This is a genomic window from Winogradskyella sp. A3E31 (genome assembly GCF_046720935.1).
Classification (GTDB): domain Bacteria; phylum Bacteroidota; class Bacteroidia; order Flavobacteriales; family Flavobacteriaceae; genus Winogradskyella.
This window is the reverse complement of sequence record NZ_JBHNWH010000004.1, coordinates 76,591-102,806: the sequence shown is the minus strand read 5'-3', so window position 1 is coordinate 102,806 and position 26,216 is coordinate 76,591. Positions and strand designations below refer to the sequence as shown.

Annotated in this window: 29 protein-coding genes; 11 read left to right on the top strand and 18 right to left on the bottom strand. The window is 36.2% G+C overall.

All coding sequences use genetic code 11. The annotated features are described in order from the left end of the window. Nucleotides 1–31: 31 nt before the first annotated feature. Together ACFEMA_RS06455 and ACFEMA_RS06450 are read left to right on the top strand one after the other, a co-directional pair. Nucleotides 32–1,210: an acyl-CoA dehydrogenase family protein gene (locus ACFEMA_RS06455; protein ID WP_411767249.1), complete on the top strand. Its 1,179-nt coding sequence runs from the start codon at nucleotides 32–34 to the stop codon at nucleotides 1,208–1,210. Nucleotides 1,211–1,412: 202 nt separating this feature from the next. Beyond that, complete coding sequence (locus tag ACFEMA_RS06450; protein ID WP_411767248.1) at nucleotides 1,413–2,309, top strand: serine/threonine protein phosphatase; 897 nt, start codon at nucleotides 1,413–1,415, stop codon at nucleotides 2,307–2,309. 1 nt (nucleotide 2,310) lies between these two features. On the opposite strand, the gene ACFEMA_RS06445 is transcribed toward ACFEMA_RS06450, so the two are convergent. The 8 genes from ACFEMA_RS06445 to trmB all read right to left on the bottom strand — a co-directional run bounded on the left by ACFEMA_RS06445 (nucleotide 2,311) and on the right by trmB (nucleotide 7,478). Next, nucleotides 2,311–2,649: a hypothetical protein gene (locus tag ACFEMA_RS06445; protein ID WP_411767247.1), complete on the bottom strand. Its 339-nt coding sequence runs from the start codon at nucleotides 2,647–2,649 to the stop codon at nucleotides 2,311–2,313. Between the two features lie 75 nt (nucleotides 2,650–2,724). Then, nucleotides 2,725–3,057 (bottom strand): 2Fe-2S iron-sulfur cluster-binding protein, encoded by a 333-nt coding sequence (locus ACFEMA_RS06440; RefSeq protein WP_411767246.1) that lies wholly within the window; start codon nucleotides 3,055–3,057, stop codon nucleotides 2,725–2,727. Nucleotides 3,058–3,063: 6 nt separating this feature from the next. Beyond that, nucleotides 3,064–4,125, bottom strand: coding sequence for an NAD(P)/FAD-dependent oxidoreductase (locus tag ACFEMA_RS06435; protein WP_411767245.1), 1,062 nt, complete (start codon nucleotides 4,123–4,125; stop codon nucleotides 3,064–3,066). Nucleotides 4,126–4,305: 180 nt separating this feature from the next. Further along, nucleotides 4,306–4,545 (bottom strand): NifU family protein, encoded by a 240-nt coding sequence (locus tag ACFEMA_RS06430; protein WP_411767244.1) that lies wholly within the window; start codon nucleotides 4,543–4,545, stop codon nucleotides 4,306–4,308. A gap of 3 nt (nucleotides 4,546–4,548) precedes the next feature. After that, a complete protein-coding gene (locus tag ACFEMA_RS06425) occupies nucleotides 4,549–5,685 on the bottom strand; it encodes a P-loop NTPase (RefSeq protein ID WP_411767243.1) in 1,137 nt (378 codons plus the stop codon). A 152-nt stretch (nucleotides 5,686–5,837) separates the two neighbouring features. After that, nucleotides 5,838–6,170, bottom strand: coding sequence for an MGMT family protein (locus tag ACFEMA_RS06420; RefSeq protein WP_411767242.1), 333 nt, complete (start codon nucleotides 6,168–6,170; stop codon nucleotides 5,838–5,840). 1 nt (nucleotide 6,171) lies between these two features. Then, complete coding sequence (locus ACFEMA_RS06415; RefSeq protein WP_411767241.1) at nucleotides 6,172–6,801, bottom strand: LysE family transporter; 630 nt, start codon at nucleotides 6,799–6,801, stop codon at nucleotides 6,172–6,174. A 2-nt stretch (nucleotides 6,802–6,803) separates the two neighbouring features. Continuing rightward, a complete protein-coding gene (gene trmB, locus ACFEMA_RS06410; protein WP_411767239.1) occupies nucleotides 6,804–7,478 on the bottom strand; it encodes a tRNA (guanosine(46)-N7)-methyltransferase TrmB in 675 nt (224 codons plus the stop codon). Nucleotides 7,479–7,535: 57 nt separating this feature from the next. Here trmB and ACFEMA_RS06405 point away from each other — a divergent pair, with 57 nt between their 5' ends. After that, complete coding sequence (locus ACFEMA_RS06405) at nucleotides 7,536–8,579, top strand: glycosyltransferase (protein ID WP_411767238.1); 1,044 nt, start codon at nucleotides 7,536–7,538, stop codon at nucleotides 8,577–8,579. On the opposite strand, the gene ACFEMA_RS06400 is transcribed toward ACFEMA_RS06405, so the two are convergent. Together ACFEMA_RS06400 and ACFEMA_RS06395 are read right to left on the bottom strand one after the other, a co-directional pair. Further along, a complete protein-coding gene (locus ACFEMA_RS06400; RefSeq protein ID WP_411767237.1) occupies nucleotides 8,562–9,602 on the bottom strand; it encodes a sensor histidine kinase in 1,041 nt (346 codons plus the stop codon). The genes ACFEMA_RS06405 and ACFEMA_RS06400 overlap by 18 nt on opposite strands. Further along, on the bottom strand, nucleotides 9,602–10,288 hold the full coding sequence (locus ACFEMA_RS06395) for a response regulator transcription factor (protein WP_411767236.1): 687 nt from the start codon (nucleotides 10,286–10,288) through the stop codon (nucleotides 9,602–9,604). Before ACFEMA_RS06395 ends, ACFEMA_RS06400 begins: the two co-directional genes overlap by 1 nt. A gap of 228 nt (nucleotides 10,289–10,516) precedes the next feature. Between ACFEMA_RS06395 and ACFEMA_RS06390 the strand changes: the two genes are divergently transcribed. From ACFEMA_RS06390 to ACFEMA_RS06380, 3 genes are all read left to right on the top strand, one after another. Next, on the top strand, nucleotides 10,517–12,283 hold the full coding sequence (locus tag ACFEMA_RS06390) for a T9SS type A sorting domain-containing protein (RefSeq protein WP_411767234.1): 1,767 nt from the start codon (nucleotides 10,517–10,519) through the stop codon (nucleotides 12,281–12,283). Between the two features lie 77 nt (nucleotides 12,284–12,360). Then, complete coding sequence (locus ACFEMA_RS06385; RefSeq protein ID WP_411767233.1) at nucleotides 12,361–13,341, top strand: acyl transferase; 981 nt, start codon at nucleotides 12,361–12,363, stop codon at nucleotides 13,339–13,341. A gap of 43 nt (nucleotides 13,342–13,384) precedes the next feature. Next, nucleotides 13,385–13,828: a YHS domain-containing (seleno)protein gene (locus ACFEMA_RS06380; RefSeq protein ID WP_411767232.1), complete on the top strand. Its 444-nt coding sequence runs from the start codon at nucleotides 13,385–13,387 to the stop codon at nucleotides 13,826–13,828. Between the two features lie 85 nt (nucleotides 13,829–13,913). Here ACFEMA_RS06380 and tyrS read toward each other — a convergent pair whose 3' ends face one another. Beyond that, a complete protein-coding gene (gene tyrS / locus ACFEMA_RS06375) occupies nucleotides 13,914–15,209 on the bottom strand; it encodes a tyrosine--tRNA ligase (RefSeq protein WP_411767231.1) in 1,296 nt (431 codons plus the stop codon). Between the two features lie 131 nt (nucleotides 15,210–15,340). Between tyrS and ACFEMA_RS06370 the strand changes: the two genes are divergently transcribed. Then, the gene (locus tag ACFEMA_RS06370; protein WP_411767230.1) at nucleotides 15,341–16,363 is read left to right on the top strand and encodes an NAD-dependent epimerase/dehydratase family protein; all 1,023 of its coding nucleotides are present in this window, start codon (nucleotides 15,341–15,343) and stop codon (nucleotides 16,361–16,363) included. On the opposite strand, the gene ACFEMA_RS06365 is transcribed toward ACFEMA_RS06370, so the two are convergent. The 3 genes from ACFEMA_RS06365 to ACFEMA_RS06355 are packed head-to-tail and all read right to left on the bottom strand — an operon-like array spanning nucleotide 16,360 to nucleotide 18,908. Beyond that, the gene (locus ACFEMA_RS06365) at nucleotides 16,360–16,827 is read right to left on the bottom strand and encodes a DUF4296 domain-containing protein (protein ID WP_411767229.1); all 468 of its coding nucleotides are present in this window, start codon (nucleotides 16,825–16,827) and stop codon (nucleotides 16,360–16,362) included. The two genes, ACFEMA_RS06370 and ACFEMA_RS06365, sit on opposite strands and share 4 nt — an antisense overlap. Nucleotides 16,828–16,833: 6 nt before the next feature. Further along, complete coding sequence (locus ACFEMA_RS06360) at nucleotides 16,834–18,177, bottom strand: dihydroorotase (protein WP_411767228.1); 1,344 nt, start codon at nucleotides 18,175–18,177, stop codon at nucleotides 16,834–16,836. 5 nt (nucleotides 18,178–18,182) lie between these two features. Further along, complete coding sequence (locus ACFEMA_RS06355; protein WP_411767404.1) at nucleotides 18,183–18,908, bottom strand: polyprenol monophosphomannose synthase; 726 nt, start codon at nucleotides 18,906–18,908, stop codon at nucleotides 18,183–18,185. A gap of 115 nt (nucleotides 18,909–19,023) precedes the next feature. Here ACFEMA_RS06355 and ACFEMA_RS06350 point away from each other — a divergent pair, with 115 nt between their 5' ends. Together ACFEMA_RS06350 and ACFEMA_RS06345 are read left to right on the top strand one after the other, a co-directional pair. Continuing rightward, nucleotides 19,024–19,674 carry a DUF4271 domain-containing protein gene (locus tag ACFEMA_RS06350; RefSeq protein ID WP_411767227.1) on the top strand — a complete coding sequence of 217 codons (651 nt, stop codon included), beginning with the start codon at nucleotides 19,024–19,026 and terminating at the stop codon, nucleotides 19,672–19,674. 15 nt (nucleotides 19,675–19,689) lie between these two features. Next, complete coding sequence (locus ACFEMA_RS06345; protein ID WP_411767226.1) at nucleotides 19,690–20,439, top strand: uroporphyrinogen-III synthase; 750 nt, start codon at nucleotides 19,690–19,692, stop codon at nucleotides 20,437–20,439. A 70-nt stretch (nucleotides 20,440–20,509) separates the two neighbouring features. On the opposite strand, the gene pckA is transcribed toward ACFEMA_RS06345, so the two are convergent. Together pckA and ACFEMA_RS06335 are read right to left on the bottom strand one after the other, a co-directional pair. Further along, on the bottom strand, nucleotides 20,510–22,126 hold the full coding sequence (gene pckA / locus ACFEMA_RS06340) for a phosphoenolpyruvate carboxykinase (ATP) (protein WP_411767225.1): 1,617 nt from the start codon (nucleotides 22,124–22,126) through the stop codon (nucleotides 20,510–20,512). Nucleotides 22,127–22,191: 65 nt separating this feature from the next. After that, a complete protein-coding gene (locus ACFEMA_RS06335) occupies nucleotides 22,192–22,581 on the bottom strand; it encodes a DUF423 domain-containing protein (RefSeq protein ID WP_411767224.1) in 390 nt (129 codons plus the stop codon). Nucleotides 22,582–22,660: 79 nt separating this feature from the next. Between ACFEMA_RS06335 and ACFEMA_RS06330 the strand changes: the two genes are divergently transcribed. After that, nucleotides 22,661–24,025: a saccharopine dehydrogenase family protein gene (locus ACFEMA_RS06330; protein ID WP_411767223.1), complete on the top strand. Its 1,365-nt coding sequence runs from the start codon at nucleotides 22,661–22,663 to the stop codon at nucleotides 24,023–24,025. A gap of 58 nt (nucleotides 24,026–24,083) precedes the next feature. Then, complete coding sequence (locus ACFEMA_RS06325; RefSeq protein ID WP_411767222.1) at nucleotides 24,084–24,554, top strand: Lrp/AsnC ligand binding domain-containing protein; 471 nt, start codon at nucleotides 24,084–24,086, stop codon at nucleotides 24,552–24,554. Nucleotides 24,555–24,557: 3 nt separating this feature from the next. On the opposite strand, the gene ACFEMA_RS06320 is transcribed toward ACFEMA_RS06325, so the two are convergent. Both ACFEMA_RS06320 and ACFEMA_RS06315 read right to left on the bottom strand, forming a co-directional pair. Continuing rightward, nucleotides 24,558–25,388, bottom strand: a complete 831-nt coding sequence (locus tag ACFEMA_RS06320) for a DMT family transporter (RefSeq protein ID WP_411767221.1) — start codon at nucleotides 25,386–25,388, stop codon at nucleotides 24,558–24,560. Nucleotides 25,389–25,468: 80 nt separating this feature from the next. Beyond that, the gene (locus tag ACFEMA_RS06315) at nucleotides 25,469–26,167 is read right to left on the bottom strand and encodes a zinc metallopeptidase (RefSeq protein ID WP_411767220.1); all 699 of its coding nucleotides are present in this window, start codon (nucleotides 26,165–26,167) and stop codon (nucleotides 25,469–25,471) included. Nucleotides 26,168–26,216: the final 49 nt, after the last annotated feature.

Genomic DNA, 26,216 nt, shown 5'->3' with positions numbered 1-26,216 from the left:
ATTTGAGACATAAAAATTTTAATCTAACGAGATGAAGCCAGATTTATTTGAAGCGCCTGACTATTATAATATAGACGATTTATTAACTGAAGAACACAAGCTTATAAGAGATTCTGCAAGGGATTGGGTAAAACGAGATGTTTCACCAATAATTGAAGAATATGCTCAAAAAGCAGAATTCCCCAAGCAAATTATCAATGGGTTAGCAGAAATTGGTGCTTTTGGGCCATACATTCCAGAAGAATATGGTGGAGCGGGCTTAGATCAAATTTCCTACGGCCTCATTATGCAAGAAATTGAACGTGGCGATTCTGGTGTAAGAAGTACGGCTTCTGTACAGTCCTCTCTGGTGATGTATCCTATATGGAAATACGGAACAGAAGAGCAGCGTAAAAAATACTTGCCAAAATTAGCAACAGGCGAATGGATGGGTTCTTTTGGGCTAACGGAACCTGATCACGGTTCTAATCCAGCAGGCATGGTTACAAACTTTAAAGATATGGGTGACCATTATTTGTTGAATGGCGCTAAACTATGGATCAGTAATTCACCCTTTTGTGATGTAGCTGTGGTTTGGGCCAAAAATGAAGAGGGTCGTATTCACGGACTTGTTGTTGAACGTGGCATGGAAGGTTTTTCTACTCCTGAAACACATAACAAATGGTCATTGAGAGCAAGTGCTACAGGGGAACTTATTTTTCAAGACGTAAAAGTGCCAAAAGAAAATCTATTACCTAATAAATCTGGCTTGGGCGCACCACTCGGTTGCTTGGATTCCGCTCGTTATGGCATTGCGTGGGGAGCTATTGGTGCTGCCATGGACTGTTATGATACGGCCTTAAGATACTCCAAAGAGCGCATTCAGTTTGGAAAACCTATCGCAGGCTTTCAGTTACAGCAAAAGAAGTTAGCCGAAATGATTACTGAAATCACAAAGGCGCAACTATTGGCTTTACGACTAGGACAGCTTAAAAATGAAGACAGAGCAACCTCAGCTCAAATTTCTATGGCGAAACGAAACAATGTTGACATGGCCATTAAAATTGCACGTGAAGCTCGCCAAATGCTAGGAGGTATGGGAATTACTGGAGAATACAGCATTATGAGACACATGATGAACCTTGAAAGTGTGATTACTTATGAAGGTACGCATGACATTCACCTACTCATTACAGGCTTGGATATCACAGGAATAAATGCTTTTAAGTAGCATAGTACAATCAACATCACTAAAAGCTGTCTGAGAATTATCTAGTATTGTCATTCAGAGCGAAGCTAAGAATCTACCCTTAAGGAATTAAAATGTTTTCTTATTGGGATTCCCTGCCTGCGGCAGGCAGGTTCATTTCATTCAGAATGACACTTTTCAGACAGCATTTTTTTTATTTACCTTAGTGCTGTAAATCAATTGTATGTCTTCAAAGTCCCGCTTAAATAATGCTTATAAAAACGCTAAGCGTATTGCCTTCAACGACAATTCAAAATTCATTTTGTTTAGTGATTGCCACCGTGGAGATAATAGTTTTGCCGATGATTTTGCTAATAACCGTAATATTTACTTTCATGCCTTAAAGTATTATTATAACGAAGGCTTTCAGTATTGTGAGTTGGGCGATGGGGATGAGCTATGGGAAAACCTAACCTTTGAATCTATCTTCCATGCACACAAGAATGTGTATATGCTCATGAAACAATTTCATGATGAAGGGCGCTTGCATATGGTTTGGGGTAACCATGATATGGTATATCGAAATCCAGACTATGTTAAAAAGCACCTTTATAGCTTTTTCGATCCAAAAACTGGGGAACAAGAAGATTTGTTTTGCGATATCACTTACAATGAAGCTCTTGTTTTAAAACATACAGAAACTGACCAAGAACTATTTTTAACCCATGGTCATCAAGCCGATTGGTGGAATTTTTTATTTTGGCGTTGGAGTCGCTTTTTAGTCCGTATTCTTTGGAAACCTTTAAATGTTATGGGGATTGCTGACCCTACAAGCCCTGCTAAAAACTACAAAGAGCTTATTAAAATTGAACGACGCACAAAAAAATGGATCATCAGTAAAAACAACTTAATAACCATTGTCGGTCATACACATAGGCCACGTTTCCCTGAACCCGGCGATATTGCCTACTTTAATGACGGTAGCTGTGTACATCCACGAAGTATTACTGGACTCGAAATAGAAGATGGTAAAATTTCTCTAATAAAATGGAATATTGAAACCTCTGAGAATGGGACATTACAAATTGTTAGGACATTATTGGAAGGGCCACAAAAATTACTGAATTATAAAACGGAGTGACCTAAATAGAATATTCTTCAAGATCAATTTTAGCCTTAATAACAAACTTTTGCATTGTCGCTATTTTATCTTTTAAAATCTCATTATTGACATACGAAATACTATCACCTAAAAATACTTCTTTTTTAATGTCCTTTAAGGAAAAATAAACACTCCCACAGTCTGAACTATTTTGAATGTAGGCCTTTTCAAACTTAGAGGCATTCTTAATTCTTTTAATCAATTCTAAACAAGCATGTCTAGATGTTCTTGATATGCTTATGAATTCTATACGATTGTTAAGCTTTATAAAGACCCTGAATTGACCAGACTTGTCCTTGAATATTTTGAATAGTGCCATTGTAATGGTTTGGGCACATATATACGTTTAAAGTGGGAGTTTAGACTACGGAATGGCGGCTACAGAGATATCTAATCAAGACTCCGGTGCAATCTCTACCTCAAGACCTTCTAAAACATGTGTTATTGGAATTTGACAACTTAAGCGGCTACTATCCTTAACATCAAATGCCTCCGACAACATAGCATCTTCATCATCTTGTTTTTCAGGCAGCTCCGTATTGCTCAAAACATAACATTGGCACGAGGCGCACATTGCCATACCGCCGCATATCCCAATAGTCCCTTCTGGAGCCAATTCATAGGACCTGATAACTTCCATTAAATTCATGGCCATATCTGTAGGTGCCTCAACCTGATGCTTAATGCCTTCTCGATCTATGATTGTTATGTTTATGTCTTTGTCCATTATTACTTAATCAATTCTTTTAACGACTGCTTTTGGAGCTTCTTTTCTAGATCCATCAAAACCATCAATCCCACTTACGGTAGTATATTTCATTATATATCGTTTCCCTGGATTAATTATTTTATATGCCGATTGGCACATTAAGGTAGCTTCATGAAAACCGCACAATATCAATTTTAGTTTACCAGGATAGGTGTTGACATCACCAATTGCAAAAATACCAGGGATATTAGTCTGGTAATCGAGTGTGTTATCTACTTTAATTGCATTCTTCTCTATCTCAAGACCCCAATTAGCAATAGGTCCAAGTTTTGGAGATAGGCCAAACAAGGGAATAAAGTGATCACACTCAATTTCAAATTCTTTTTGAATATGTTTTGCTTGTTCTACTACTACTCCAACAACTTTATCGTCACCCAAGATACCAATAACTTCGGCAGGAGTGATTAAGTTAACTTTGCCATTATCCTTTAATTCTTGTACTTTTTCTACAGAATCGAGATGCCCTCTAAATTCATTCCGTCTATGTATTAAAGTAACTTCATCTGCTACGTTGCTTAAGAAGATTGTCCAATCTAATGCTGAATCCCCTCCGCCGGCAATCACCACTTTCTTACCCTTATATTTTTCAGGGTCTTTAATAATGTATTCCACACCCGTATCTTCAAAATATGTGATGTTATGAATTTTAGGCTTTCGAGGCTCAAAGCTTCCCAAACCACCAGCAATAGCAACCACGGGTGCTTGATGCTTTGTGCCTTTGTTTGTGGTTACGATAAAACTGCCGTCATCTTGTTTTTCAATAGTCTCTGCACGTTCCCCCAAGGTAAATCCTGGTTGAAATTGTTTACACTGTTCTAATAATTTATTCGTTAGGTCCCCAGCTAAAATCTCAGGATACGCAGGAATGTCATAGATGGGCTTTTTAGGATATATTTCTGAACATTGGCCTCCTGGCTGAGGTAAAGCGTCTATGAGATGGCATTTTAATTTTAGTAAACCAGCTTCAAACACTGTGAAAAGTCCTGTTGGGCCGGCACCTATGATGAGAATATCTGTTTTAATCATACTTCTTGTTCACATTTAAGTGAAAAAATTCTTTGTCAATACTGGGAAGTTGCGTGAAGGATTGAGTGGCATTTTTTTATTTGTAGGTTGAGATTCTCGAAACCACTAAAACAAAAATAGTATCCTTCGACTAAACTTAGGACAAACTACAAGCCTGACCCTTTTGGACACGCCCAAATACTATTCTACATTTATGACTTGTTCAATTTGTGGCGCATGCTTTTTTATCGTCATTTCCACGCCAGATTTTAAGGTCATTTGATTTACACTACAAGATGTGCAAGCTCCCTCTAACTGTACCCGAACTAGTTTATCATCCTCAATGGACAACAAAGAGATATCACCTCCATCACTCTGAAGAAACGGACGGATTTCATCCAAGGCTTTCTCTACATTTAATTTAATTTCCTCTGAACTCATGTTCTATTTTTTAACAGCAGAACAGCCTGCCATTGTTGTAATTTTTATTGCTTCGGTAGCGGGTAAATCTTTATTTCTCCTTACCACCTGCTGAACCACTTCTTTTGTTATGGCTTCAAAAGCCTCTTCTATTGGTGTTGCAGTTTGTAATGCCGCAGGTCTACCTACATCACCAGCTTCTCTAATGCTTTGTACTATTGGCACTTCACCTAAAAAAGGAACTTCTAAATCCTCAGAAAGATGTTTAGCACCTTCTTTACCAAAAATATAATATTTGTTATATGGCAATTCTTCTGGTGTGAAGTATGCCATGTTTTCAATAATACCTAATACTGGAACATTGATACTGTCTTGCTGAAACATAGCTACTCCTTTTTTAGCATCAGCAAGTGCTACATTTTGTGGTGTACTCACTACAACAGCACCTGTAATTGGTAAAGCTTGCATGATACTTAAATGAATGTCGCCTGTTCCTGGAGGTAAGTCTAATAATAAGAAATCCAATTCACCCCAAGCGGCATCAAAAATCATTTGATTAAGTGCTTTTGAAGCCATTGGTCCTCTCCAAATCACAGCTTGATCTGGTTTGGTAAAAAACCCAATAGACAATACCTTAACTCCATAGTTTTCTATGGGTTTCATTTTAGATTTACCATCAATATTTACAGATAGTGGGCGTTCTGATGCTACATCGAACATCATCGGTATTGAGGGTCCATAAATGTCTGCATCTAATATACCAACATTAAAGCCCATTTTGGCAAGTGTTACTGCTAAATTAGCAGTCACTGTAGACTTACCGACTCCTCCTTTACCTGAGGCAACAGCAATTATATTATTAATCCCTGGGATAGGCTTTCCTTTTATTTCATTCTTTGGAGCAGCCTTGGGAGCATCAACCTTCATGTTCACCTTAATCTTTGCCTTTTCATAAACCTCTCTGTGAATGGTCTGTAAAATATCAACCTCTGTTTTCTTGCGAGCTTGAAGACTTGGGTTTTTAATCGTTATATCAACTATCACCTCATCTGCAAAGGTCACCACATTAGTTACTGATCCACTATCCACCATGTTTTCACCTTCACCCGGAACAGTAATTGATTTTAATGCATTGAGTATGTCTTTTTTGTTCAATTTCATAAGCTATGCCTTTTGAGCACGTGTTTTATTAAGACTAATTCTAAACTACAAATATACTGTGAAATGTTTAGATTTTGAAGCGCAAAGATTGAATTGATTTATCTTAGGATTACTTAGCTAAATAGCCTGTTGATTTGGAAGATGGGGAGGCTTCACAAAAGTTCTTTTGATGGGTCCCAAAACAACTCATTAAAGTTTTGAACTTGGTTTTCTTTAACAAGAATACCTTCACTTTCTAATAGTTGCTGCATTAGGTTTGTACCTTCGAAGTGATGCTTGCCAGACAGCAGCCCATTACGGTTAACCACTCTGTGTGCAGGCACATCTTTTCCAAAAGATCCGTTCATAGCATAGCCCACAATACGAGCACTTTTTGCAGCCCCAAGATATTTGGCAATTGCTCCATAACTGGTTACCCTGCCATAAGGAATTAACCTTGCTACTTCATAAACTTTATCAAAAAAACCAAGAGTTTCTGGTTTCATTTTACATCTCCATTAAAATGTTTATAAACGTGACCAATGCGACGATGCCTGTTATAGAACCAATAATGTAGTTCATGTTTTTTTGTGATGTAAATCCCTTATCCTTGATTTTATCAAAAAAGAAAATATAAAAATAGAGCATCACAAAAGTTCCCATAGATGCACCTGTAACATAGGTAATAATACTCAAGCGTTCAAAGTCCATAATACCAAAAGAGGCCAGAGTTATGGTCATATAAGCTTGGTACGGAATAGGAAAAACGTTTAACACGGATAATAACATGCCATGAAAAAAGCGTCCGTGCTTACTTTTAATTTCCGCTTCGATTTTTGGTTCTTTTTCTTTTGAAGCCAAGAGCAAAAAATATATGGTTATCAGTACAAATAAGACAAAAGCAACACGTTGCAGGATTTCTACAATGTCTGGTCTATTTGATAAATATCTTGCAAAGATGGCAGCAATATACGTTTGAATAAAAACGACCAAACTCACCCCCGAAGAAAACATAATGCCACGACCAGCACCTTCTTTTAGGCTAATTTTTGCAGCTGTCATATTTAATAATCCAGGTGGAATGACGCCAATTAAAGCCACAATTAACCCTAGGAAGAAGATTATAGTGATGCTCAAGTTTAGTTGATTTTAAATCGAATATACGTAATTGGTTTGTTTTCTTCTAAATATTGGCTTTCGTAAAACGTTTGGATCTCGGTGACCTCGGCTGGGCTCCCTTCTAATTTGTAGATATTATGATTAGCATACAATACCTCGTAACCCGTACCATGAAGCAACCCTAGTGTATAACCGTGCATAAATTCACTATCTGTTTTTAAGTGCATAATTCCATCGGGTTTCAGAATCTTTTTGTAGCGCTCCAAGAACTCAAGGTTGGTCATTCGATGTTTGGTCCGTTTGTATTTTATTTGAGGATCAGGGAACGTAATCCAAATCTCATCTACCTCATTTTCCGCAAAAACCTTATCGACCAATTCTATCTGTGTACGCAAAAAGAAGGCATTAGGTATCTCTTCTTCTATTGCCGTTTTGGCTCCTCTCCAAAAACGAGCTCCTTTTATATCAATGCCAATAAAATTTTTATTCGGGTATCGTTTGGCCAATTCAACGGTATATTCCCCTTTACCACAACCCAACTCTAATATAATCGGGTGATTATTTTTAAATACCTCTGAATTCCATTTACCCTTAAGGTGATATTCACTAGTTACCAGTTCGTCTCTTGATGGCTGAATGACGTTAGGAAAGGTTTCGTTTTCCTTAAAGCGTTTAAGTTTATTCTTACTACCCACAATAATTTAATATTTCGGCAAAATTAAGGAAACATTTTAGGATTATCTTTGTTTCCTATGAAGCGAATTTTAGTTGCACCATTACATTGGGGTTTAGGGCACGCCACACGTTGCATTCCAATTATAAACGCTTTGATGCAACATCAGTTTGAAGTTGTTTTAGCTTCAGACGGTGCAGCTTTGTCTTTATTACGGAAAGAGTTTCCAAAATTAGAAGCTTTTGAATTGCCATCATATAATATTAGCTATTCCAAAAAAGGAACTCAGTTTAAGTCTAAACTGATTCGATCGGCTCCTCATATTTTAAAAACCATTAAAAAAGAGAAGAAAGTTATTTCAGATTATCTTGAAAAAAATAGACTTGATGGCATTATTTCGGATAACAGGTTTGGTATAAGGCATTCCTCAATTCCATCGGTTTTTATAACCCATCAATTAAAGGTTTTAAGCGGTAGTACCACTTGGTTAAGCACTAAACTCAATCAAAAAATGATATCAAAATTTGACGAATGTTGGGTGCCTGATCATCCTAACGAACCTTCATTAAGTGGAATACTCGGACACTCTAAGAATGTTGATATTCCTATTAAATATGTTGGGCCATTAAGTCGCTTTCAAAAAAAAGCTTCTAAATCCAAATATAAGCTCATGGTTGTATTGTCGGGCCCAGAACCGCAACGGTCGATGCTCGAAAATATTCTAACCAAACAATTAATGGATTACAAGGATAAAATAGTGTTTATTAAAGGGGTTGTCGATGATAAACAAGACATTAAGACTTTGGAAAACATCACTTTTTACAATTACATGACAAGTGATGAGTTAGAATACACCATGAATGCTAGTGAACTCATCCTGTCAAGGTCTGGTTATACTACAGTAATGGATTTGGATAAACTACAAAAGAAAGCCTTCTTTATACCAACGCCTGGACAATTTGAGCAGGAGTATTTGGCTAAGCGACTATCGGAACAAAAGATAGCCCCGTTTTGTAAACAAGATGAATTTACATTGAAAAAGCTTAAGGAGATCGGAAGTTATACTGGCTTTAAGGCCTCAAATACTGAGATAAATTATAGGAAATTATTCAGCCTTTTCTAAGGTAAAGGAAAACTCACTACCAACCCCAAGTTCACTTTCAACGTAGAGTTTTTCTTCATGAGCTTCTATAATATGCTTAACAATAGACAACCCTAAACCTGAGCCTCCTTCTTTTCGGGATCCGCTTTTGTCAACACGGTAAAAACGCTCAAATAATCTTGGAATATTTTCCTTAGAAATACCTTCTCCATTATCGGTAATCCTGATAATAACTTTATCTTTAATGAGGTTTTCAATACTGACCTCAGTTGTTCCATTACTACGACCGTATTTAATAGAGTTTACTATTAAATTGGTGAGCACTTGTTGAATACGTTCCTTATCAGCATTCACGTAAATAGCGTCTTCATAATCCCTGTCGAAATCGAGAGTTATCTGTTTTTTACCAGCCCTCACTTCATAAAGATCAAAAACACTTTTTATCAGCTCTACAATATTAAATCTTTCTCTATGTAGGCTTAAATCCCCAACCTCTAATTTGGTAATCATATCTAAATCCTTAACGATATAAATCAACCGCTCTACACCTTTACCTGCACGATTTAGATATTTTTTTCGGAGTTTTTTATCCTTAATTGCACCATCTAATAGGGTTAAAATATACCCTTGCACGGTAAATAATGGTGTCTTTAACTCATGAGAAACATTGCCGATAAATTCTTTTCTATATTCCTCTCTAACTTTTAGGGTTTCTATTTCTAATTTTTTATCGCGGGCATACTTGTCTATCTGTCGCGTAAGTGTCCCCATATCTGTAGTTATTGGTTGTTGTCTAAGGTTTGCTGACTCCAATAAGGTTAATTCGTCATAAATAGTCTTAACACGTCGGTAGATAAATCGTTCCACTCTATATTGAATGGTGATGAAAGATAAAAGATAGCAAATCGGTGGAAAAAAAATGACTTGCCATTTTAAATTATGGAAATAGTAAAGAAATAACAAAACCACTATCGTCACAAATACTGTGAGATACAATGAAGTCATTGTGGCAAACTTATAGGCTTTTTTAAAGTTTTTTTGCATTAGTTTACAAACTTGTAACCAACACCTTTCACAGTTTTAAAAGATTTGTTTCCTATTTTTTCTCTGAGCTTTCTAATGTGTACGTCGATAGTTCTACCACCAACTACTACCTCATTACCCCAGACTTTATCTAGAATTTCCTCTCGCTTAAACACTTTACCAGGCTTGGTTGCCAACAAAGATAGCAATTCAAACTCCTTTCGTGGTAAAATGATTTCTTTCCCTTTTAGCGCTATTTTATATTCTTCACGATTAATAACAAGGTCGCCAATTTTTATAATGGCATCTGTCGAAGATTCTTCATCCTTAAGACGTCTCAATAAGGCTTTTACCTTACTGACCAATACTTTTGGCTTTATAGGTTTTGTGATATAATCGTCCGCACCTGCCTCAAACCCTGCAACCTGAGAGTAGTCCTCACCCCTTGCAGTTAAAAATGTGATTATGGCATTGTTTAAATCTGGAATTTCTCGAATTTTTTCACAGGCTTCAATACCATCCATTTCTGGCATCATCACATCTAAAATAATAAGGTGTGGCTTTGCTTTTTTAGCTTTAGCTATAGCTTCTATACCATTTTGAGCTGTGAATACCTGATAACCTTCTGAGGATAAATTATAGCTGACAATTTCTAAAATATCTTGTTCATCATCAACCAATAAAATCTTAATGTCTTTTTTTTTCACGACTTAAAACCGTTTTAATGATGTAAATATAAAACATATCTCTAGTTGAACATCAATTTAAAAAATTGATAACAATTCCCTAACATAAGAATGGTTTTGTAAGATATTTCAACAAGTACTTGTTTTTTTATGTTATGATATTGTAAAATGGTATTTTATACTTCTTCTTTCTTCTATAAAATTGGTTTTCTTGCTATATTTATGACTTAATTATTTTAATTCTTTATTATGAAAAAACTTTACTTTTTACTTTTTACAATTTTATTATCTGCTACTTCTTTCGGGCAGACAACTGTTTTCTCAGAGTCATTTGAAAGTGGAAATAGCGGAGTCCCTTCGATTACTTGTAATGACGGTTCAGGTGACTTTTTTACTAGGACAGATGGTAGTGACATAAGTTCTGCTTATGAAGTTAGTGGGCAAGACGGTAGTTTCTTTTTTGCTGCTCAAGATATTGATGCAACTGAATGCGGAAATGGTACAGACGTACAAACATTACTTTTTGATGATATTGATATTTCAACCTTTTCAAACTTAACATTAGCTTTGCTTCTTGCTGAAGATGCACCTTCTGATGGAAATTTCGACTGGGATGGTGGGGATTTATTTTATGTAGAAGTTGATTATGATAATTCAGGTTCTTTTACTAAAATATTACAATTTGCAACAACAGCAAGTAGTGGTTTTAATGTCTCTATACCTTCTCAAGATACTAATCTAGATGGCATAGGAGATGGTGTTGAGTTAAGTCCAGTATTTGGTGAGTTTACAGTTTCTCTAGGAACAGGGAGTGTAGTGGATATTAGACTAGTGTTTGATGGTCTAGGTGCTGGGGATGAAGATATTTCTGTTGATAACATCAGAGTTGTTGATGGATTCGTTGCATCACCAACAGTAACAGTTACTGCCCCGAGTGACTCAGAAGTCTTTGCCCCGGGCACAACAAATGTTAATCTTGAATTTAATACAGCAAATACTGGTCCAGGCGATAGTGTTACCGTAACTGTAAATGGAGATGTCACTAATAATGCGACGAGTCCTTTTTCAATTCCCACAACAGACGGATCAACCTATAACGTCACTGTAGATTTAGTTAATGGAGGTGTATTAGATTCTGACATGATTAGTTTTAGCGTAGGTTCCTTAATTAGTGTTGTAGATATTTCTGCTTTAAGAGCTGATGTTACAACAAATGGTCTTGGTAGGTTTTATGAAATTACTGGTGGGTCTCTTGTAACTCATACTGATAGTTTTAGAAATAGGCATTGGATTGAAGATTCAAACATAAGTGGCATTTTGATTTATGATGATTCCGATGTCATTAATCCAGCTTACTCTGTTGGTGATTTAGTGTCTGGATTAAGAGGGACTACAGTAGAGAGTAATGGGGTCTTACAATTTATTCCAACCTCAAATGCTGGAACAATTGATTCTTCTGGTAATACAGTTACACCACAAGTTGTAACAATCGCTAATATGAATGCTGCCCCAGACGATTATGAGTCTGAATTTGTACAGTTGCAAAATGTAACTTTCGTTGACGGAGATGGTATGGCTACATTCACTACTGGTCAAAATTATAATGTTACAGATGGTGTTAATACAATTGTAAAACGTACCGATTTTTTTAGTGCAGACTATATTGGAGAATTAATTCCTTCATCTGAATTGGCCACACTAAATGCCGTTGCAGGAGAATTCAATGGAACAGCTCAAATTTATGTGAGGTCATTAGCGGACTTTACCTTGTCAAATGGAGAATTTAACACCTCAAAATTTTCACTTTACCCAAACCCAACCTCAACAGGTCAAGTAAAAATCAATTCTGTGAATTCAGGAGCGATGGATGTTGAAGTTTATGACATCTTAGGAAAGCAAGTGAAGCGAGAAACTATTACTAATACTTTAGATGTGTCTAACTTAAGATCTGGAGTCTATATCTTAAAGATTACTCAAAATGAAGCTACTACTACTAAAAAATTAGTAATTAGATAATTCATTAAGAACATAAATTATAAAAGCGTTATTCTAGTTTAGGATAACGCTTTTTTTATTTTACATACTTTTGCATCATGTCACTAAAAGAACGGATTTTTAATATTTCTGATGCTACCGAATTTAAAGAACTCGCACTTGAAGTCTTTAAATTTCAGTTCGAAAATAATTCCGTTTATCGTTCATTTTGCGATTTGTTATACAAGCATCCTAGTGACATAAAAAAAGTCGAAGACATTCCTTTTTTACCCATTCAGTTTTTTAAAAGCCATAAGATTTTAAGCTCTAAAGCACCTATAGAATCAACATTTACGAGCTCCGGAACTACCGGGGGTGAGACAAGCAAACACTTTGTTACTGACCTTAATCTTTATGAAAAAAGCTTTAATTATGGGTTTCAACATTTCTACGGTGACATTGAAGATTATACCGTCTTAGCACTTTTACCGAGCTATCTTGAACGGCAAGGCTCTTCCTTAATCTATATGGTTGATGATCTGATAAAAAAATCGAAAAAAAAGGAAAGTGGTTTTTACCTCAACAACTTAAGTGCCCTGTATAAAAAACTACTCAAGCTTGAAGCAAAACAAGAAAAAATACTGCTCATAGGAGTGTCATTTGCACTCTTGGATTTAATTGAAAACTATTCTTTTAACCTAAAACATACCATAGTGATGGAAACTGGCGGGATGAAAGGGAGGCGCAAAGAGTTAACTCGAGAAGAATTGCATCTTAAATTACGTGAAGGATTCGGAATAAATAACATTCATAGCGAATACGGAATGACAGAATTGTTGAGTCAAGGCTATTCTAAAGGTGAAGGCATTTTTAAATGCCCTCCATGGATGAAAATATTAACACGCGAAACTGAGGATCCCTTGGCCATACAGATCGGATCTAAAACTGGAGGCATAAATGTGGTTGATTTGGCAAATATAAATTCTTGTTCTTTTATTGCCACACAAGATTTAGGCCGAGTACACCCTAATGGGACTTTTGAGGTTATTGGGCGTTTTGACCATTCCGACATTCGCGGTTGTAATCTTATGGCGCTGTAAGTTTCTGGCTTACTTAAAGACAAACGTATCAAAGCATTATTATATGAAATACCTATTCCTATTCGTTGTCGCCATTTTTAGTTCTAACACCTATGCACAAAGCATTGATTACAATCTAAAAAGAGGCTATGTTGCTGAAGGGTATGACGTGGTGGCTTATTTTAATGATAAAGCTGTCGAAGGCCACAAAGACTACTCGACAACGCATGATGGTGTGAATTATAAATTCAGCTCACAAGCTAATTTAGATACCTTTTTAAAGTCGCCTGAAGCATTTATCCCGCAATACGGAGGCTATTGCGCCTATGCTGTTGCAGAAAAATCTAAAAAAGTCGGCATTGATCCTGAAACCTTTGAAATTAGAGATGGAAAATTGTATTTGTTTTATAATTCGTGGGGTACAAACACCCTAGAATTATGGAAAAAAGAAGATGTGAAAGGTTTGCAGAAAAAAGCCGACAAAAATTGGGAAGCTATAAAGCATTAATATTGCTATGAAGAAGGAATATTAATTATAGTTTTAAGTTGATTGGTTGGTTAGAGTGCCTGGAAGTCTTTTCCAGGCACTTTTTTTATACCGCTTTTATGATATAGGTGTTTTTCTTACCTTTATTTAGGATGATGTAACGGTCATTTATAAGATCCTCAACAGTTAACATATAATCTTCCTTGACCTTTTCCTTATTAACAGATACAGAATTCTCTTTTAAGGCTCTGCGAGCTTCACCATTTGAATTTAAAAAGTTGGTCTTAGCCGCTAAAGCAGCAATCATATCAAGACCAGAAACTATATCTGCCATTGGCAATTCCGCTTGTGGCACTCCTTCAAAAACATCTAAAAACGTTTTCTCATTTAAGGTTTTAATGTCTTGCTTAAACGACCTACTGAACAGAATCGTTGAGGCACGCTCTGCATTTTCAAAATCCTCTTGAGAATGTACCATCGCCGTAATTTCTTCTGCCAATCGGCGTTGAAGTACTCTTAAATGTGGTGCCTCCTCATGCTCAGAGATTACAGCATCAATTTCTGATTCGGATAAAAATGTAAAGATTTTTATGTATTTCTCAGCATCTTCATCGCTACTGTTTAACCAGTATTGATAAAACTTGTAAGGCGAGGTTCTCTCTGGGTCTAACCATACATTTCCCCCTTCAGATTTACCAAATTTAGAGCCGTCACTTTTAGTAATCAAAGGACAGGTAATGGCAAACCCTTTTCCGTTTCCGATACGACGGATTAATTCCGTCCCAGTTGTTATATTTCCCCATTGATCGCTGCCACCCATTTGAATTGTACACTCATTCGATTTGTATAAGTGAAGAAAATCATAACCCTGTACAAGTTGGTAGGTAAACTCTGTAAAACTCATACCATCAGTAGATTCTGAAGATATTCTGTTTTTTACAGAATCTTTTGCCATCATATAATTGACCGTAATATGCTTACCGACATCTCTTATGAAATCCAAAAAGCTGAAGGATTTCATCCAGTCATAATTGTTTACCAGAACCGCTGCATTATCAGCATCGCTTTCAAAATCCAAAAAATGGGACAGTTGTTTTTTTATAGACTCTTGGTTATGCCTTAAGGTTTTTTCATCCAATAAATTCCGTTCATTGGATTTGCCCGAAGGATCACCAATCATTCCTGTAGCGCCACCAACCAAGGCAAAAGGTTTGTGCCCACAACGTTGATAATGCGCCAATAGCATAATTGGCACTAAATTACCAATATGTAAAGAATCTGCAGTTGGGTCAAAACCTATATAGGCACTTCGCATTGCTGCATTGAGATGTTCTTCAACTCCTGGCATACTATCGTGCAACATGCCTCTCCACTTTAACTCTTCAACAAAGTTCTTTTTCATTGGTATTGATCTATAATTGATTCAGCAAAGATATGTTTCCCCCTTTAAAGACAAAAGACAATTACAAAAAAGACTAACTTTACTTCACAAGAATAGTTTACAGCTATTTTTTGTTTTGAAAATTCAATTCAATGATATTAGTTACTGGTGGTACAGGTTTAGTAGGGTCGCATTTGTTGTTTCGTTTAGTTAGCGAAAATAAAACAGTAAGAGCCATCTATAGACGTGAACATAAGCTTGAAAAGGTAAGGCATGTCTTTTCCTATTTCTCCGATAAGGCCGAAGAATTATATCAAAAAATTGAATGGGTCGAAGCTGACTTAACTGATATTCCTAAACTTGAAGATGCTTTTAGAGACATCACCCATGTGTATCATTGTGCAGCTTTCGTCTCTTTTGAGCCCGATAAATACAGAACATTACGAAGAATAAATATCGGAGGAACTGCCAATATCGTTAATCTTTGTGTCCATCATAAAGTGGAAAAATTAGTGTATGTCAGTTCTGTTGCTGCAATAGGGCACACAGCTAACCCTGAAGATCTCATAAAAGAAACTACACCTTGGAACCCCGAAGAAGATAATAGTGTCTATGCCATTACAAAATACGGTGCAGAGCTCGAAGTTTGGCGAGGCTCTCAAGAAGGTTTATCCGTTATTATAGTTAATCCCGGAGTAGTTATCGGAGGAGGCTATTGGCGTGGTGGTAGTAGCGGAAGTTTGTTTACGCGTGTATTTCGTGGTAATAAATACTATACTTCAGGCTCAACTGGTTACGTTGATGTGTTTGATGTAGCAAACCCTATGATTCAATTGATGGAAAGTCCAATTGAGAACGAACGATTTATCTTGGTTTCAGAAAATTTATCATTTAGAGCTTTTAATGATAGTATTGCCGAACATTTAAACGTCCCAAAAACTACAAAAAGAGTAAAGCCATGGCAGCTTAGTATTGGTTGGAGATTGGATTGGCTCAATCATAAGCTATTTGGAAAACGAAGAAAACTGACCAAACAATTGGCTAAAACCCTAAATACCACAACAAAATACGATAACCACAAGGTGAAAGCTGCTCTTAACTATGAGTTTAAACCAGTCGAAGATGCGATTAGGGATACCTGTCAGCTATTTCTTGAAGACCTAAACGACGGTTAACTTTCTATCTCTTTTAATTTATCGAGTTTCCTTATTATTGAATCCTTATTTATTGTTGGGTTGGGTGTTTTCTTTTTTAATAAAGAGTCCCTCCGTTTTTTAGCAGCTTCTTTTTCTTTTTCCTCAAGATTTTGTAGGCTATCTCGTTGTTTTATAAGTTGGGATTTTACGTCTTCAATAATGGATTGGTAGGTTTCAATATCATGGGCATAGTAGTCGTTACTTTGCGCAAATTGTACGCTATCGATATTGAATTTATTAAGAATATACTCTTCTGGAACGATACCTTTATTTTCCATCAACTTTCTATTGACTCCTTTGGCTGAATTAACAATAAATAGTTCTTGGAGAATCGAGACCATTTTTTCCCTTGGGATAAGGTTATCTGGTTTCGGTGGCTTAATAGATTCGCCACATGCAAACAAACACAATAGCATTAAGCAAAAAATATATCCTCTATTCATGTCTTTCTATCTATCAAATGTTAGTCTTCGCCCAGCTTTTTCATCCATTATTTTAAAATTATGATGTGCTAATTGACCGTTTACGAAAGTATGGGTTATCCTGCTTTTAAATGTTCTGCCTTCAAAGGGAGACCAACCGCATTTGTATAAAATATTAGACGTATTCACTGTCCATGGGCTTTGTAAGTTTGCAATAATTAAATCCGCATAATAGCCCTTACGAATATACCCTCGCTTTTCAACATCAAATAATATAGCAGGGTTGTGACACATTTTTTCGACAATTTTTTCCAAGCTGATTTTCCCTTGATGATACATTTCGAGCATCGCTACCACAGCATGTTGTGCTAAGGGTCCACCCGATGGCGCTTTAGTATAAACGTTATTTTTTTCTTCTAAAGTATGTGGAGCGTGATCTGTAGCGATGACATCTATTCGGCCATCTAATAATGCTTTTAATAATTGATCTCTGTCTTTTGCGGTTTTTACCGCCGGATTCCATTTAATATGAGTGCCTTTAGTTGCGTAGTCTTCATCAGAAAACCACAGATGATGAATGCAAACCTCGGCCGTGATTTTTTTATCCTTTAATGGAATCTTATTAGTAAAAAGTTCTGTTTCCTTCCCTGTCGATAAGTGAAACACATGTAACCGTGCTCCTGTCTTCTTGGCCAATTCAATAGCTTTCGAAGATGACAAATAACAGGCTTCTTCACTACGAATTACTGGATGCAGTTCAATTGGAATGTCATCTCCGTATTCCGCTTTGTATTTTTCTAAATTCTTTCTAATAGTATCCTCATCTTCACAATGTACAGAAATGACCATATCCGTACTTTTAAAAATGGTTTCCAAAACGTCGGGGTCATCCACAAGCATATTACCAGTTGACGATCCCAAGAATAATTTTAAACCTGCAACTGCTTTTTTGTCCACCTTTAAAATTTCATCCAAATTATCGTTGGTTCCACCAAACATAAAAGAGTAATTGGCGTAAGACGTGTTCGCCGCGATTTCAAACTTTTCCTCTAATTTTTCGACAGTCGTTGTTTGTGGATTGGTATTTGGCATTTCAATAAAAGAGGTGATTCCACCTGCAATAGCGGCCTTAGATTCCGTTTCTATAGTTGCCTTGTGAGTTAGGCCTGGCTCTCTAAAATGCACTTGGTCATCAATAGCACCAGGTAAGATATAATTACCTTCGACATCGATAACTTTTACATCAGCAGATTTTACACTTATAGAACTATCGATATCTTTAATGATGTCATCCTCAATGAGGATATCTCCTTCAAAAATAGATCCCTCATTAACAATTTTAGCGTTCTTTAATAATATTTGGGTCTTCATTTAACTTAATACTTTTTGAATAAACTGTTTAATTTAAGGCTGATAACTCCAAAAATAGCTTCAGAGATAATACCTCCGCTCATTTTGGATTTTCCTCTGGTACGATCCGTAAAAACAACAGGAACCTCAACAATTTTAAAATTGCGTTTATAGGCATTGAATTTCATTTCTATTTGAAAAGCATAACCTAAAAATTTTATGGACTTAATATCTATAGCCTCCAATACCTTTCGCTTATAACACACAAACCCAGCAGTGGTGTCGTGTATTTTCATTCTGGTAATTAACCGTACATATTTTGAAGCTCCGTAAGACAATATGATCCTAGACATTGGCCAATTGACCACATTGACCCCCTTTACATAGCGAGAACCAATAGCCATATCGGCACCATTTTCTTTACAAGCTTTATATAACTTAATTAAATCCTTTGGATTATGCGAAAAATCCGCATCCATTTCAAAAATATAGTCATAGTCTTTCTCTAGGCACCATTCAAAACCAGCGATATAAGCACGTCCTAGGCCACTTTTTTTTATCCTTGAAAGAAGAAATAGTTGATCTTTATATTCCTGCTGAAGCTCTCTTACTGTATCCCCCGTACCATCGGGAGAATTATCATCAACGATTAAAATATGAAACTTTTGTGGTTGTCCAAACACCGCTCTTATAATAAGCTCTATGTTTTCAATTTCATTATACGTAGGTATAATTACAATGGCATCCGACATATATTTCATTTTAAGCAAAAGTAAAGTTTTTAATGGATATTTGAATTTAAAAGTCCATCTTCATCATTATAAAATGAGGCATTTTTAGTTAAATATTTCTTTATAAATTTACCCAATGCGAGAATTTATAACTTACGAATGGTTTACACTATGTTTTGTAGTGAGTATTATCATAATCACTCTGACTAAATATATTTACGCTACTCGTTTTAATGACTTTTTATTTGTTGTTGGCAATTCTAAATATTTAAAGATATACTCCAAGGATTTAAAGTTTATTGATCTATTTGATGGGCTTCTCTTTATTAATCTTGTTTTTGGACTCGCTATTTTTAGTCATATAGCAAGTAATGTTCTATTTCAGCCTGTTGAATTTATATTGGGAGATTTTTTAAAATTGTGCTTAGCAATTAGTGTTATTCTTTTGGTCAAAACCCTTTTAGAGCGATTGATAGGAAGCATTTTTGATATAGACGCCATAATGGATACTTATCTTTTTCAGAAAACGACCTATAAGAATTTTACTGGTGTACTTCTTCTTATTTTTAATCTCGTTCTACTTTACGGGATTACCCCTTCAAACTTTATCATTTATGCATTGATTGGTGTCATTATTATCATAAATGGTATTGGTTTTATGACTTCATTTAAAAACCATCAAAACTTACTTTATCGGAACTTTTTCTATTTTTTATTGTATCTTTGCGCTCTCGAAATTGGACCTTATGTCATTTTGTATAAGGTCATTACAGAGTATAACTCTTAAAACCTGCTTTTGTGTATGAAAGTAAAAACGATCTTAGTATCGCAGCCAGAGCCTAAAATAGAGAATTCGCCTTATTTTGATTTGCAAGAAAAACAAAAGGTGAAAGTCGATTTTAGACCTTTCATTCATGTTGAAGGCGTTCCTGCCAAAGACATTAGACATCAAAAAATAGATCTTACAAAATTCACTGCAATTATTTTAACAAGTAGAAATTCTGTAGATCACTTTTTTAGAGTTGCTGATGAAATGCGATTTAAAGTGCCAGATTCGATGAAGTATTTTTGTCAGTCTGAAGCTGTTGCCTATTACCTTCAAAAATATGTTGTTTACAGAAAACGTAAAATTTATGTAGGTAAGCGTAATTTTGAAGATCTGACTCCTTTGATTAAAAAGTATAAGGATGAGACCTTTTTATTACCGACTACAGATAAAGTAAAACCAATTATCCCTCAGACTTTAGATGGTCTTAATGTTAATTGGACACAAGCTACATTTTACAAAACTGTTATCAGTGACTTGTCAGATTTGGCTAATGTGTATTACGATATTTTAGTCTTCTTTAGTCCTTCGGGCATTGAATCTTTATTCCATAATTTTCCGGATTTTGAGCAAAAGGATACAAGAATTGCTGTCTTTGGAAACACAACAGTAAAAGCTGTTGAGTCTAAAGGACTGCGTGTAGATATCTCTGCACCAACACCAGAAACACCGTCCATGACGATGGCGTTAAAGAAATATATTGACAAAGTGAATAAGGGCAAATAAACCTTAACTTAAAACATAAAAAAAGCGATTCAAAAATTGAATCGCTTTTTTTATGTCATTATTTCTACTTTTAAAAGGCATAACGCTGAGGACCTCCTCTACGAATCTCTTCATTAGCATATTTTTCAAACTGCTTAAAGTTCTCTCTAAATGCATTGGTTAACTTAAAGGCCATTTTATAGTATGCCTCGTCGTCATTCCAAGTGGCTCTTGGACTCAACACTTCTGTTGGCACTCCAGGACATGTTCTTGGTTGTGCTACCCCAAAAACCGAATGGATGTGGTAATCATCGTAATTATACAATCCTAAATCACCATTTAAAACAGCATTTATCATCGCTCTTGTGTACTTTAGTTTTATACGCGATCCAACTCCATAAGGGCCACCAGTCCAGCCGGTGTTCACCAACCATACATTTACACCAGCATCTTTCATTTTCTTACTTAGCATTTCAGCGTATTTAGTAGGGTGTAACGGCATAAATGGTGCTCCAAAACATGCAGAGAATGATGGTACAGGCTCTTCAATACCCGCTTCTGTCCCAGCAACTTTAGCTGTGTAGCCAGAAATAAAATGGTATGCTGCCTGACTAGGAGTCAATTTGGAAATCGGAGGCAGAACACCAAAAGCATCTGCTGTTAAAAAGAATATGTTCTTTGGGTTTTCACCTCTTGATGGCTTTTGAATATTATCTATATGGTAAATCGGGTAACTTACCCTTGTATTTTGAGTAATTGATGTGTCCCCAAAATCTACGTGACCTTCCTTATCCATAATCACGTTTTCAAGAATAGCTCCTTTCTTTATCGCGTCAAAGATTTCTGGTTCATTCTCTCGGGAAAGATTAATCACTTTGGCATAGCAACCTCCTTCAAAATTAAATACGGTGTTTTCATTAGTCCAGCCATGCTCATCATCACCGATTAAACTACGCTTTGCATCTGTGGACAAAGTCGTTTTACCTGTTCCGGATAAACCGAAAAATATTGCCGTGTCACCATCCTTACCAACATTGGCACTACAATGCATTGGTAATGTGTTTTTAAATACTGGCAGAATAAAATTTAAGGCAGAAAAAATTCCTTTTTTAATTTCACCTGTATAACCAGTACCACCAATCAACGCAATCTTTCTCGTAAAGTCTAAAATTGCAAAATTATGCTGACGCGTACCATCCACTTCAGGATCTGCCATAAAGCCAGGAGCATTAACTACTGTCCATTCTGGTTTAAATCCTTCAAGCTCATCTTCAGCAGGGCGTAAAAACATGTTATGGGCAAACATATTGCTCCATGGATATTCATTAATCACCCTTATATTTAATCGGTAGTCATCATCCGCACAGGCATAACTGTCTCTGACATAGATTTCTTTACCAGAAAGATAATCTGTAACCTTATCATATAGTTTTTGAAATTTATCCGAATCAAAAGGAATATTAATGTTACCCCACCACACTTTATCCTCGGTAATGGCGTCCTTAACGATAAAACGATCCTTAGGGGATCGTCCAGTAAATTCTCCAGTATTTATAGCAAGTGCTCCCGAAGAAGCTTCTTTACCTTGCCCTTTTTTTAGAGTCTCTTCATGCAGTTCGTCAGAAGATAATTGGTAATTAATTTTAGCTTTTTTAATGCCATAGGCATCTAACGAAATCGATTTCGTAGCTTGTGTATGGTCTACCATAATTTTTGAGTTGTTTTAGACTGCAAAATTAAAACTTTATTTTAAACTGAAGGGTACAATTTTTATTAATACTTCTTCAATTTAAATGCAGAAATAAGGACCAGTAACCACGCAGATAATAATAAAAGCCCACCTATTGGTGTCACAAAGCCAATCATGCCAAAATCAAATGACGTCAATGCATTTGTGGCTAACCCATAAATAGAGCCCGAAAAAAACACCACTCCTATTAAGGTGAGGTAAACCACTCTAGAAAGCTGCTTTTTACTTAAAAAGTTTGTAACAGAAATACACAATAAAAATAAAGCATGGTACATCTGATAGCGCACACCTGTTTCAAAAGTCTGAAGAGATTCCACCCCAATTAACGGTTTTAAACCATGGGCAGCAAAAGCTCCTATTGCTATACCAGTGAGCCCCAAAAGTGTAGCTACTATTGATCCGAATTTGTTCATAGTAATGTGCGTATTTGGTTTTTAATGCCTATAGTATTTAGTACATTCGTGCTAACAAAATTAGTGATATACAACCATTATGCGAAAGATTTTAATCATTGGTGCCGGAAAATCCTCATCTTATCTAATAAAGTATCTTTTAGAAAAATCAGATACAGAGAATCTACATATTACCGTCGGGGATCTTAATGTTGAAAATGCTAGCTCACTAACAAAACAACACCCTAACTCTAATGTTATTCCGCTCGATATTTTTGATGCTGAAGCAAGGACCACTGCTGTTAAAACTGCTGATATCGTTGTTTCCATGCTCCCAGCGCGGTTTCATATTGAGGTAGCCAAGGACTGTATTGCACACAATAAGAATATGGTTACTGCCTCTTATGTCAGTACCGAAATGCAAGAGTTAAATGAACAAGTGACCTCTAAAAGTCTTGTTTTTATGAATGAAATTGGTGTGGATCCTGGGATTGACCACATGAGCGCCATGAAGGTCATCGACAGTATAAGAGACAAAGGTGGAAAAATGATTTTGTTCGAATCTTTTACTGGCGGACTTGTCGCTCCAGAGAGCGACAACAACCTTTGGAATTATAAATTTACCTGGAATCCCAGAAATGTGGTCGTTGCGGGTCAAGGGGGAGCTGCTAAGTTTTTACAGGAAGGTCAATATAAATACATTCCATATAATCGGTTATTTAGACGGACCGAATTCTTAGATGTGGAAGGTTATGGTCGTTTTGAAGCCTATGCCAATCGAGATTCCTTAAAATATCAAAGTGTTTATGGTTTTGAAGATATTAAAACTTTATATCGAGGCACTATGAGACGTGTCGGGTTCAGTAGGGCATGGAATGTGTTTGTACAATTGGGTATGACGGACGACAGTTATATTATTGAGGATAGTGAAAATATGAGCTATCGCGATTTTGTGAATTCTTTTTTGGCTTACAGTCCAACGGATTCTGTTGAACTTAAATTTAGACATGCCTTAAAAATAGATCAGGATGATATCATTTGGGATAAATTTATGGAACTAGATCTTTTTAACCCTAACAAACCTGTGGAGCTTAAACGAGCAACACCAGCTCAAATATTGCAAAAAATATTGATGGATAGCTGGACGCTAAATCCTGATGACAAGGACATGATTGTGATGTACCACAAATTTGGTTACGAGCTCAATGGCAAAAAACATCAAATAGACTCTACTATGGTTGCTTTGGGTGAAGACCAAACCTATACTGCCATGTCTAAAACTGTGGGCTTGCCGGTAGCCATTGCCACATTAGCTATTTTGAATGGAAAGATTACAACTCCAGGGGTTCAAATTCCGATTACAAAAGAGGTTTATGACCCAATTCTGAAAGAATTAGCGGTGAATGGTATTGTCTTTAACGAAAAAGAAACGACCTACTTAGGTTATAATCCTTTGCATTTATAAACTTATAGATTGAAATGCTTTTACTACTTTTAACTTTCAGATTTAAAAATTAGTATTCATGAAGGTTAACGATAAAGGTATTTATATTGATGGTATTGATAAAAAGATACTTAGAGCATTAATGGCAGATGCTCGTACTCCCATTTTAGAAATCGCTAGAAATGTCGGCATCTCAGGCGCAGCAATTCACCAACGCTTAAAGAAACTTGAAAAGTCTGGATTACTTGCTGGGTCTAAATTCATATTAAATCCTAAAGTCTTAGGGTATACTACTATGGCATTTGTAGGTATTTATCTAGATAAAGCGGTCAGTAACCCAGAAGCCGTTAAGCAGTTGCAAAAAATCCCAGAAGTCATAGAATGCCATTATACTACGGGACATTGGAGCATCTTTATCAAAATCCTTTCAAAAGACAATGAACATTTAATGCATGTACTTAATTCTGAAATTCAGAGTATTAAAGGTGTGTCCCGGACTGAGACATTTATTTCCTTACAGCAGCAAATAGACCGTCAGATTAAGGTTTAAGGATTAGTGTCGGCGTTTAATTATAATATTTAGTAGCATTCCGAACACCACCAATAGCATCCCAACTATAGGCCATAAACCATACATTTCATTAAATAAGAAAAAACCAAATAGTAAGGCATAGACTAACTCCATATATTTAATCGGAGCGACTGTACTCGCTTCAGCAAGTTGAAAAGATTTGGTTAAAAACACTTGTCCTACCAAACCTAAGGTACCTATTAAGCTTATCCATAACCATTCTTCGCCTACTGGCATTCGCCATTTACTGACAAAAAGCAGACTTCCTACTATAGAAAATACCATAAAATAATTAATGATAGTTAAATAGTGTTCTTTAGATCCCAAATATCGAATAATAACAAAAACCCCTCCTACAAATAAAGAAGACAACATAATGAATATAAAGCTTGCTGTATCTATTCTAAAGTCAACTCCTTTCATTATAAAAGCGCCACCCAAAGCAATAATTAAACTAATCCACTGCCAAAATTTTACCTTTTCTTTGAGAAAAAAGAAAGCCAATACCACACTAAAAATAGGTGCTGTATAGCGCAACGCGACAGCCGAGCCTAATGGAATATCTTGAACAACTTTAAAAAACAAAGCCAATGAGACAAAGCTTAAAAATCCTCTGGCGCTTAACCAAAACACATTCTTGCCAATTATCGGTATTTTTTTAACCACCATGTACGGAAAGATGAACACAAATGTTCCGAACGCCCTAAAAAATACAACTTGAATTGGATGAAAATCCTGTAAGTATTTTGCCATCAAATTCATCCACGCAAAAGCGAATGTAGCAATGAGCATATAAATTATACCTTTCGTCAAAGAGCTCCTAAATTCATGTTATAAAATTACAATAAAAAAGCCCTGATTTCTCAGAGCTTCTTCTATTTACTTTTTTAGACTTAATCTCTTCCAAAAATTTGAAGTGCCCAATATAAAAGTGATGCGAGTGCACCAATAGCTGCCACTAAATAGGTTCGTGCTGCCCACTTCAATGCATCTTCTGCTCCGTCATATTCTTGCTGCGACACCATATTTTTATTTTTTAACCAAGCCAAGGCTCTGTTACTAGCATCATACTCTACGGGTAATGTGATAAAGCTGAAAAGCGTCGCAAAGCCCATAAAAGCCAATCCTGCAACTGCTACATAAAAGCCTAACCCTGTCCCTGTGGTTGCTCCTGTCGCTGCCATTAAGACAATCCCACCAATCACTAACCACTGTGACATACCAGACGTCACACTTACCACTGGCACCAATGCAGATCTCATTTTTAAGGCAGAATACGCCTGAGCGTGTTGAACAGCATGACCACATTCGTGTGCCGCCACTGCAGCCGCAGCCGCATTACGCTGTTGATAAACGGATTCACTTAGATTCACCGTTTTATTCTTTGGGTTGTAATGGTCCGTTAATTGACCAGGCGTAGAAATGACCTCAACATCGTAAATCCCATTATCGGCCAACATCTTTTCAGCAATCTCCTTTCCACTCAAACCGTTACGCAGTTGTTGTTTAGAGTATTTGGCAAACTTTTGTTTCAACTTATTACTTACCAACCAACTTACTAAGGCAATGAGTCCTATTAATATAAAATACATAACTTTAAATTTTAAATAAATATACTAATTGCATAGCAAAAAATAAGCC

Excerpts from the sequence above, each read along its gene's own strand:
- ACFEMA_RS06360 (WP_411767228.1), bottom strand. The coding sequence starts at position 18,177 with ATGAAGACCCAAATATTATTAAAGAACGCTAAAATTGTTAATGAGGGA.
- ACFEMA_RS06435 (WP_411767245.1), bottom strand. The coding sequence starts at position 4,125 with ATGATTAAAACAGATATTCTCATCATAGGTGCCGGCCCAACAGGACTT.
- ACFEMA_RS06325 (WP_411767222.1), top strand. The coding sequence starts at position 24,084 with ATGAAGGTTAACGATAAAGGTATTTATATTGATGGTATTGATAAAAAG.
- ACFEMA_RS06405 (WP_411767238.1), top strand. The coding sequence starts at position 7,536 with ATGAAGCGAATTTTAGTTGCACCATTACATTGGGGTTTAGGGCACGCC.
- ACFEMA_RS06450 (WP_411767248.1), top strand. The coding sequence starts at position 1,413 with ATGTCTTCAAAGTCCCGCTTAAATAATGCTTATAAAAACGCTAAGCGT.
- ACFEMA_RS06385 (WP_411767233.1), top strand. The coding sequence starts at position 12,361 with ATGTCACTAAAAGAACGGATTTTTAATATTTCTGATGCTACCGAATTT.
- pckA (WP_411767225.1), bottom strand. The coding sequence starts at position 22,126 with ATGGTAGACCATACACAAGCTACGAAATCGATTTCGTTAGATGCCTAT.
- ACFEMA_RS06440 (WP_411767246.1), bottom strand. The coding sequence starts at position 3,057 with ATGGACAAAGACATAAACATAACAATCATAGATCGAGAAGGCATTAAG.
- ACFEMA_RS06335 (WP_411767224.1), bottom strand. The coding sequence starts at position 22,581 with ATGAACAAATTCGGATCAATAGTAGCTACACTTTTGGGGCTCACTGGT.
- ACFEMA_RS06380 (WP_411767232.1), top strand. The coding sequence starts at position 13,385 with ATGAAATACCTATTCCTATTCGTTGTCGCCATTTTTAGTTCTAACACC.
- ACFEMA_RS06400 (WP_411767237.1), bottom strand. The coding sequence starts at position 9,602 with ATGCAAAAAAACTTTAAAAAAGCCTATAAGTTTGCCACAATGACTTCA.
- ACFEMA_RS06350 (WP_411767227.1), top strand. The coding sequence starts at position 19,024 with ATGCGAGAATTTATAACTTACGAATGGTTTACACTATGTTTTGTAGTG.
- ACFEMA_RS06315 (WP_411767220.1), bottom strand. The coding sequence starts at position 26,167 with ATGTATTTTATATTAATAGGACTCATTGCCTTAGTAAGTTGGTTGGTA.
- ACFEMA_RS06420 (WP_411767242.1), bottom strand. The coding sequence starts at position 6,170 with ATGAAACCAGAAACTCTTGGTTTTTTTGATAAAGTTTATGAAGTAGCA.
- ACFEMA_RS06430 (WP_411767244.1), bottom strand. The coding sequence starts at position 4,545 with ATGAGTTCAGAGGAAATTAAATTAAATGTAGAGAAAGCCTTGGATGAA.
- tyrS (WP_411767231.1), bottom strand. The coding sequence starts at position 15,209 with ATGAAAAAGAACTTTGTTGAAGAGTTAAAGTGGAGAGGCATGTTGCAC.
- ACFEMA_RS06365 (WP_411767229.1), bottom strand. The coding sequence starts at position 16,827 with ATGAATAGAGGATATATTTTTTGCTTAATGCTATTGTGTTTGTTTGCA.
- ACFEMA_RS06355 (WP_411767404.1), bottom strand. The coding sequence starts at position 18,908 with ATGTCGGATGCCATTGTAATTATACCTACGTATAATGAAATTGAAAAC.
- ACFEMA_RS06370 (WP_411767230.1), top strand. The coding sequence starts at position 15,341 with ATGATATTAGTTACTGGTGGTACAGGTTTAGTAGGGTCGCATTTGTTG.
- ACFEMA_RS06455 (WP_411767249.1), top strand. The coding sequence starts at position 32 with ATGAAGCCAGATTTATTTGAAGCGCCTGACTATTATAATATAGACGAT.
- ACFEMA_RS06330 (WP_411767223.1), top strand. The coding sequence starts at position 22,661 with ATGCGAAAGATTTTAATCATTGGTGCCGGAAAATCCTCATCTTATCTA.
- ACFEMA_RS06390 (WP_411767234.1), top strand. The coding sequence starts at position 10,517 with ATGAAAAAACTTTACTTTTTACTTTTTACAATTTTATTATCTGCTACT.
- ACFEMA_RS06345 (WP_411767226.1), top strand. The coding sequence starts at position 19,690 with ATGAAAGTAAAAACGATCTTAGTATCGCAGCCAGAGCCTAAAATAGAG.
- ACFEMA_RS06425 (WP_411767243.1), bottom strand. The coding sequence starts at position 5,685 with ATGAAATTGAACAAAAAAGACATACTCAATGCATTAAAATCAATTACT.
- ACFEMA_RS06445 (WP_411767247.1), bottom strand. The coding sequence starts at position 2,649 with ATGGCACTATTCAAAATATTCAAGGACAAGTCTGGTCAATTCAGGGTC.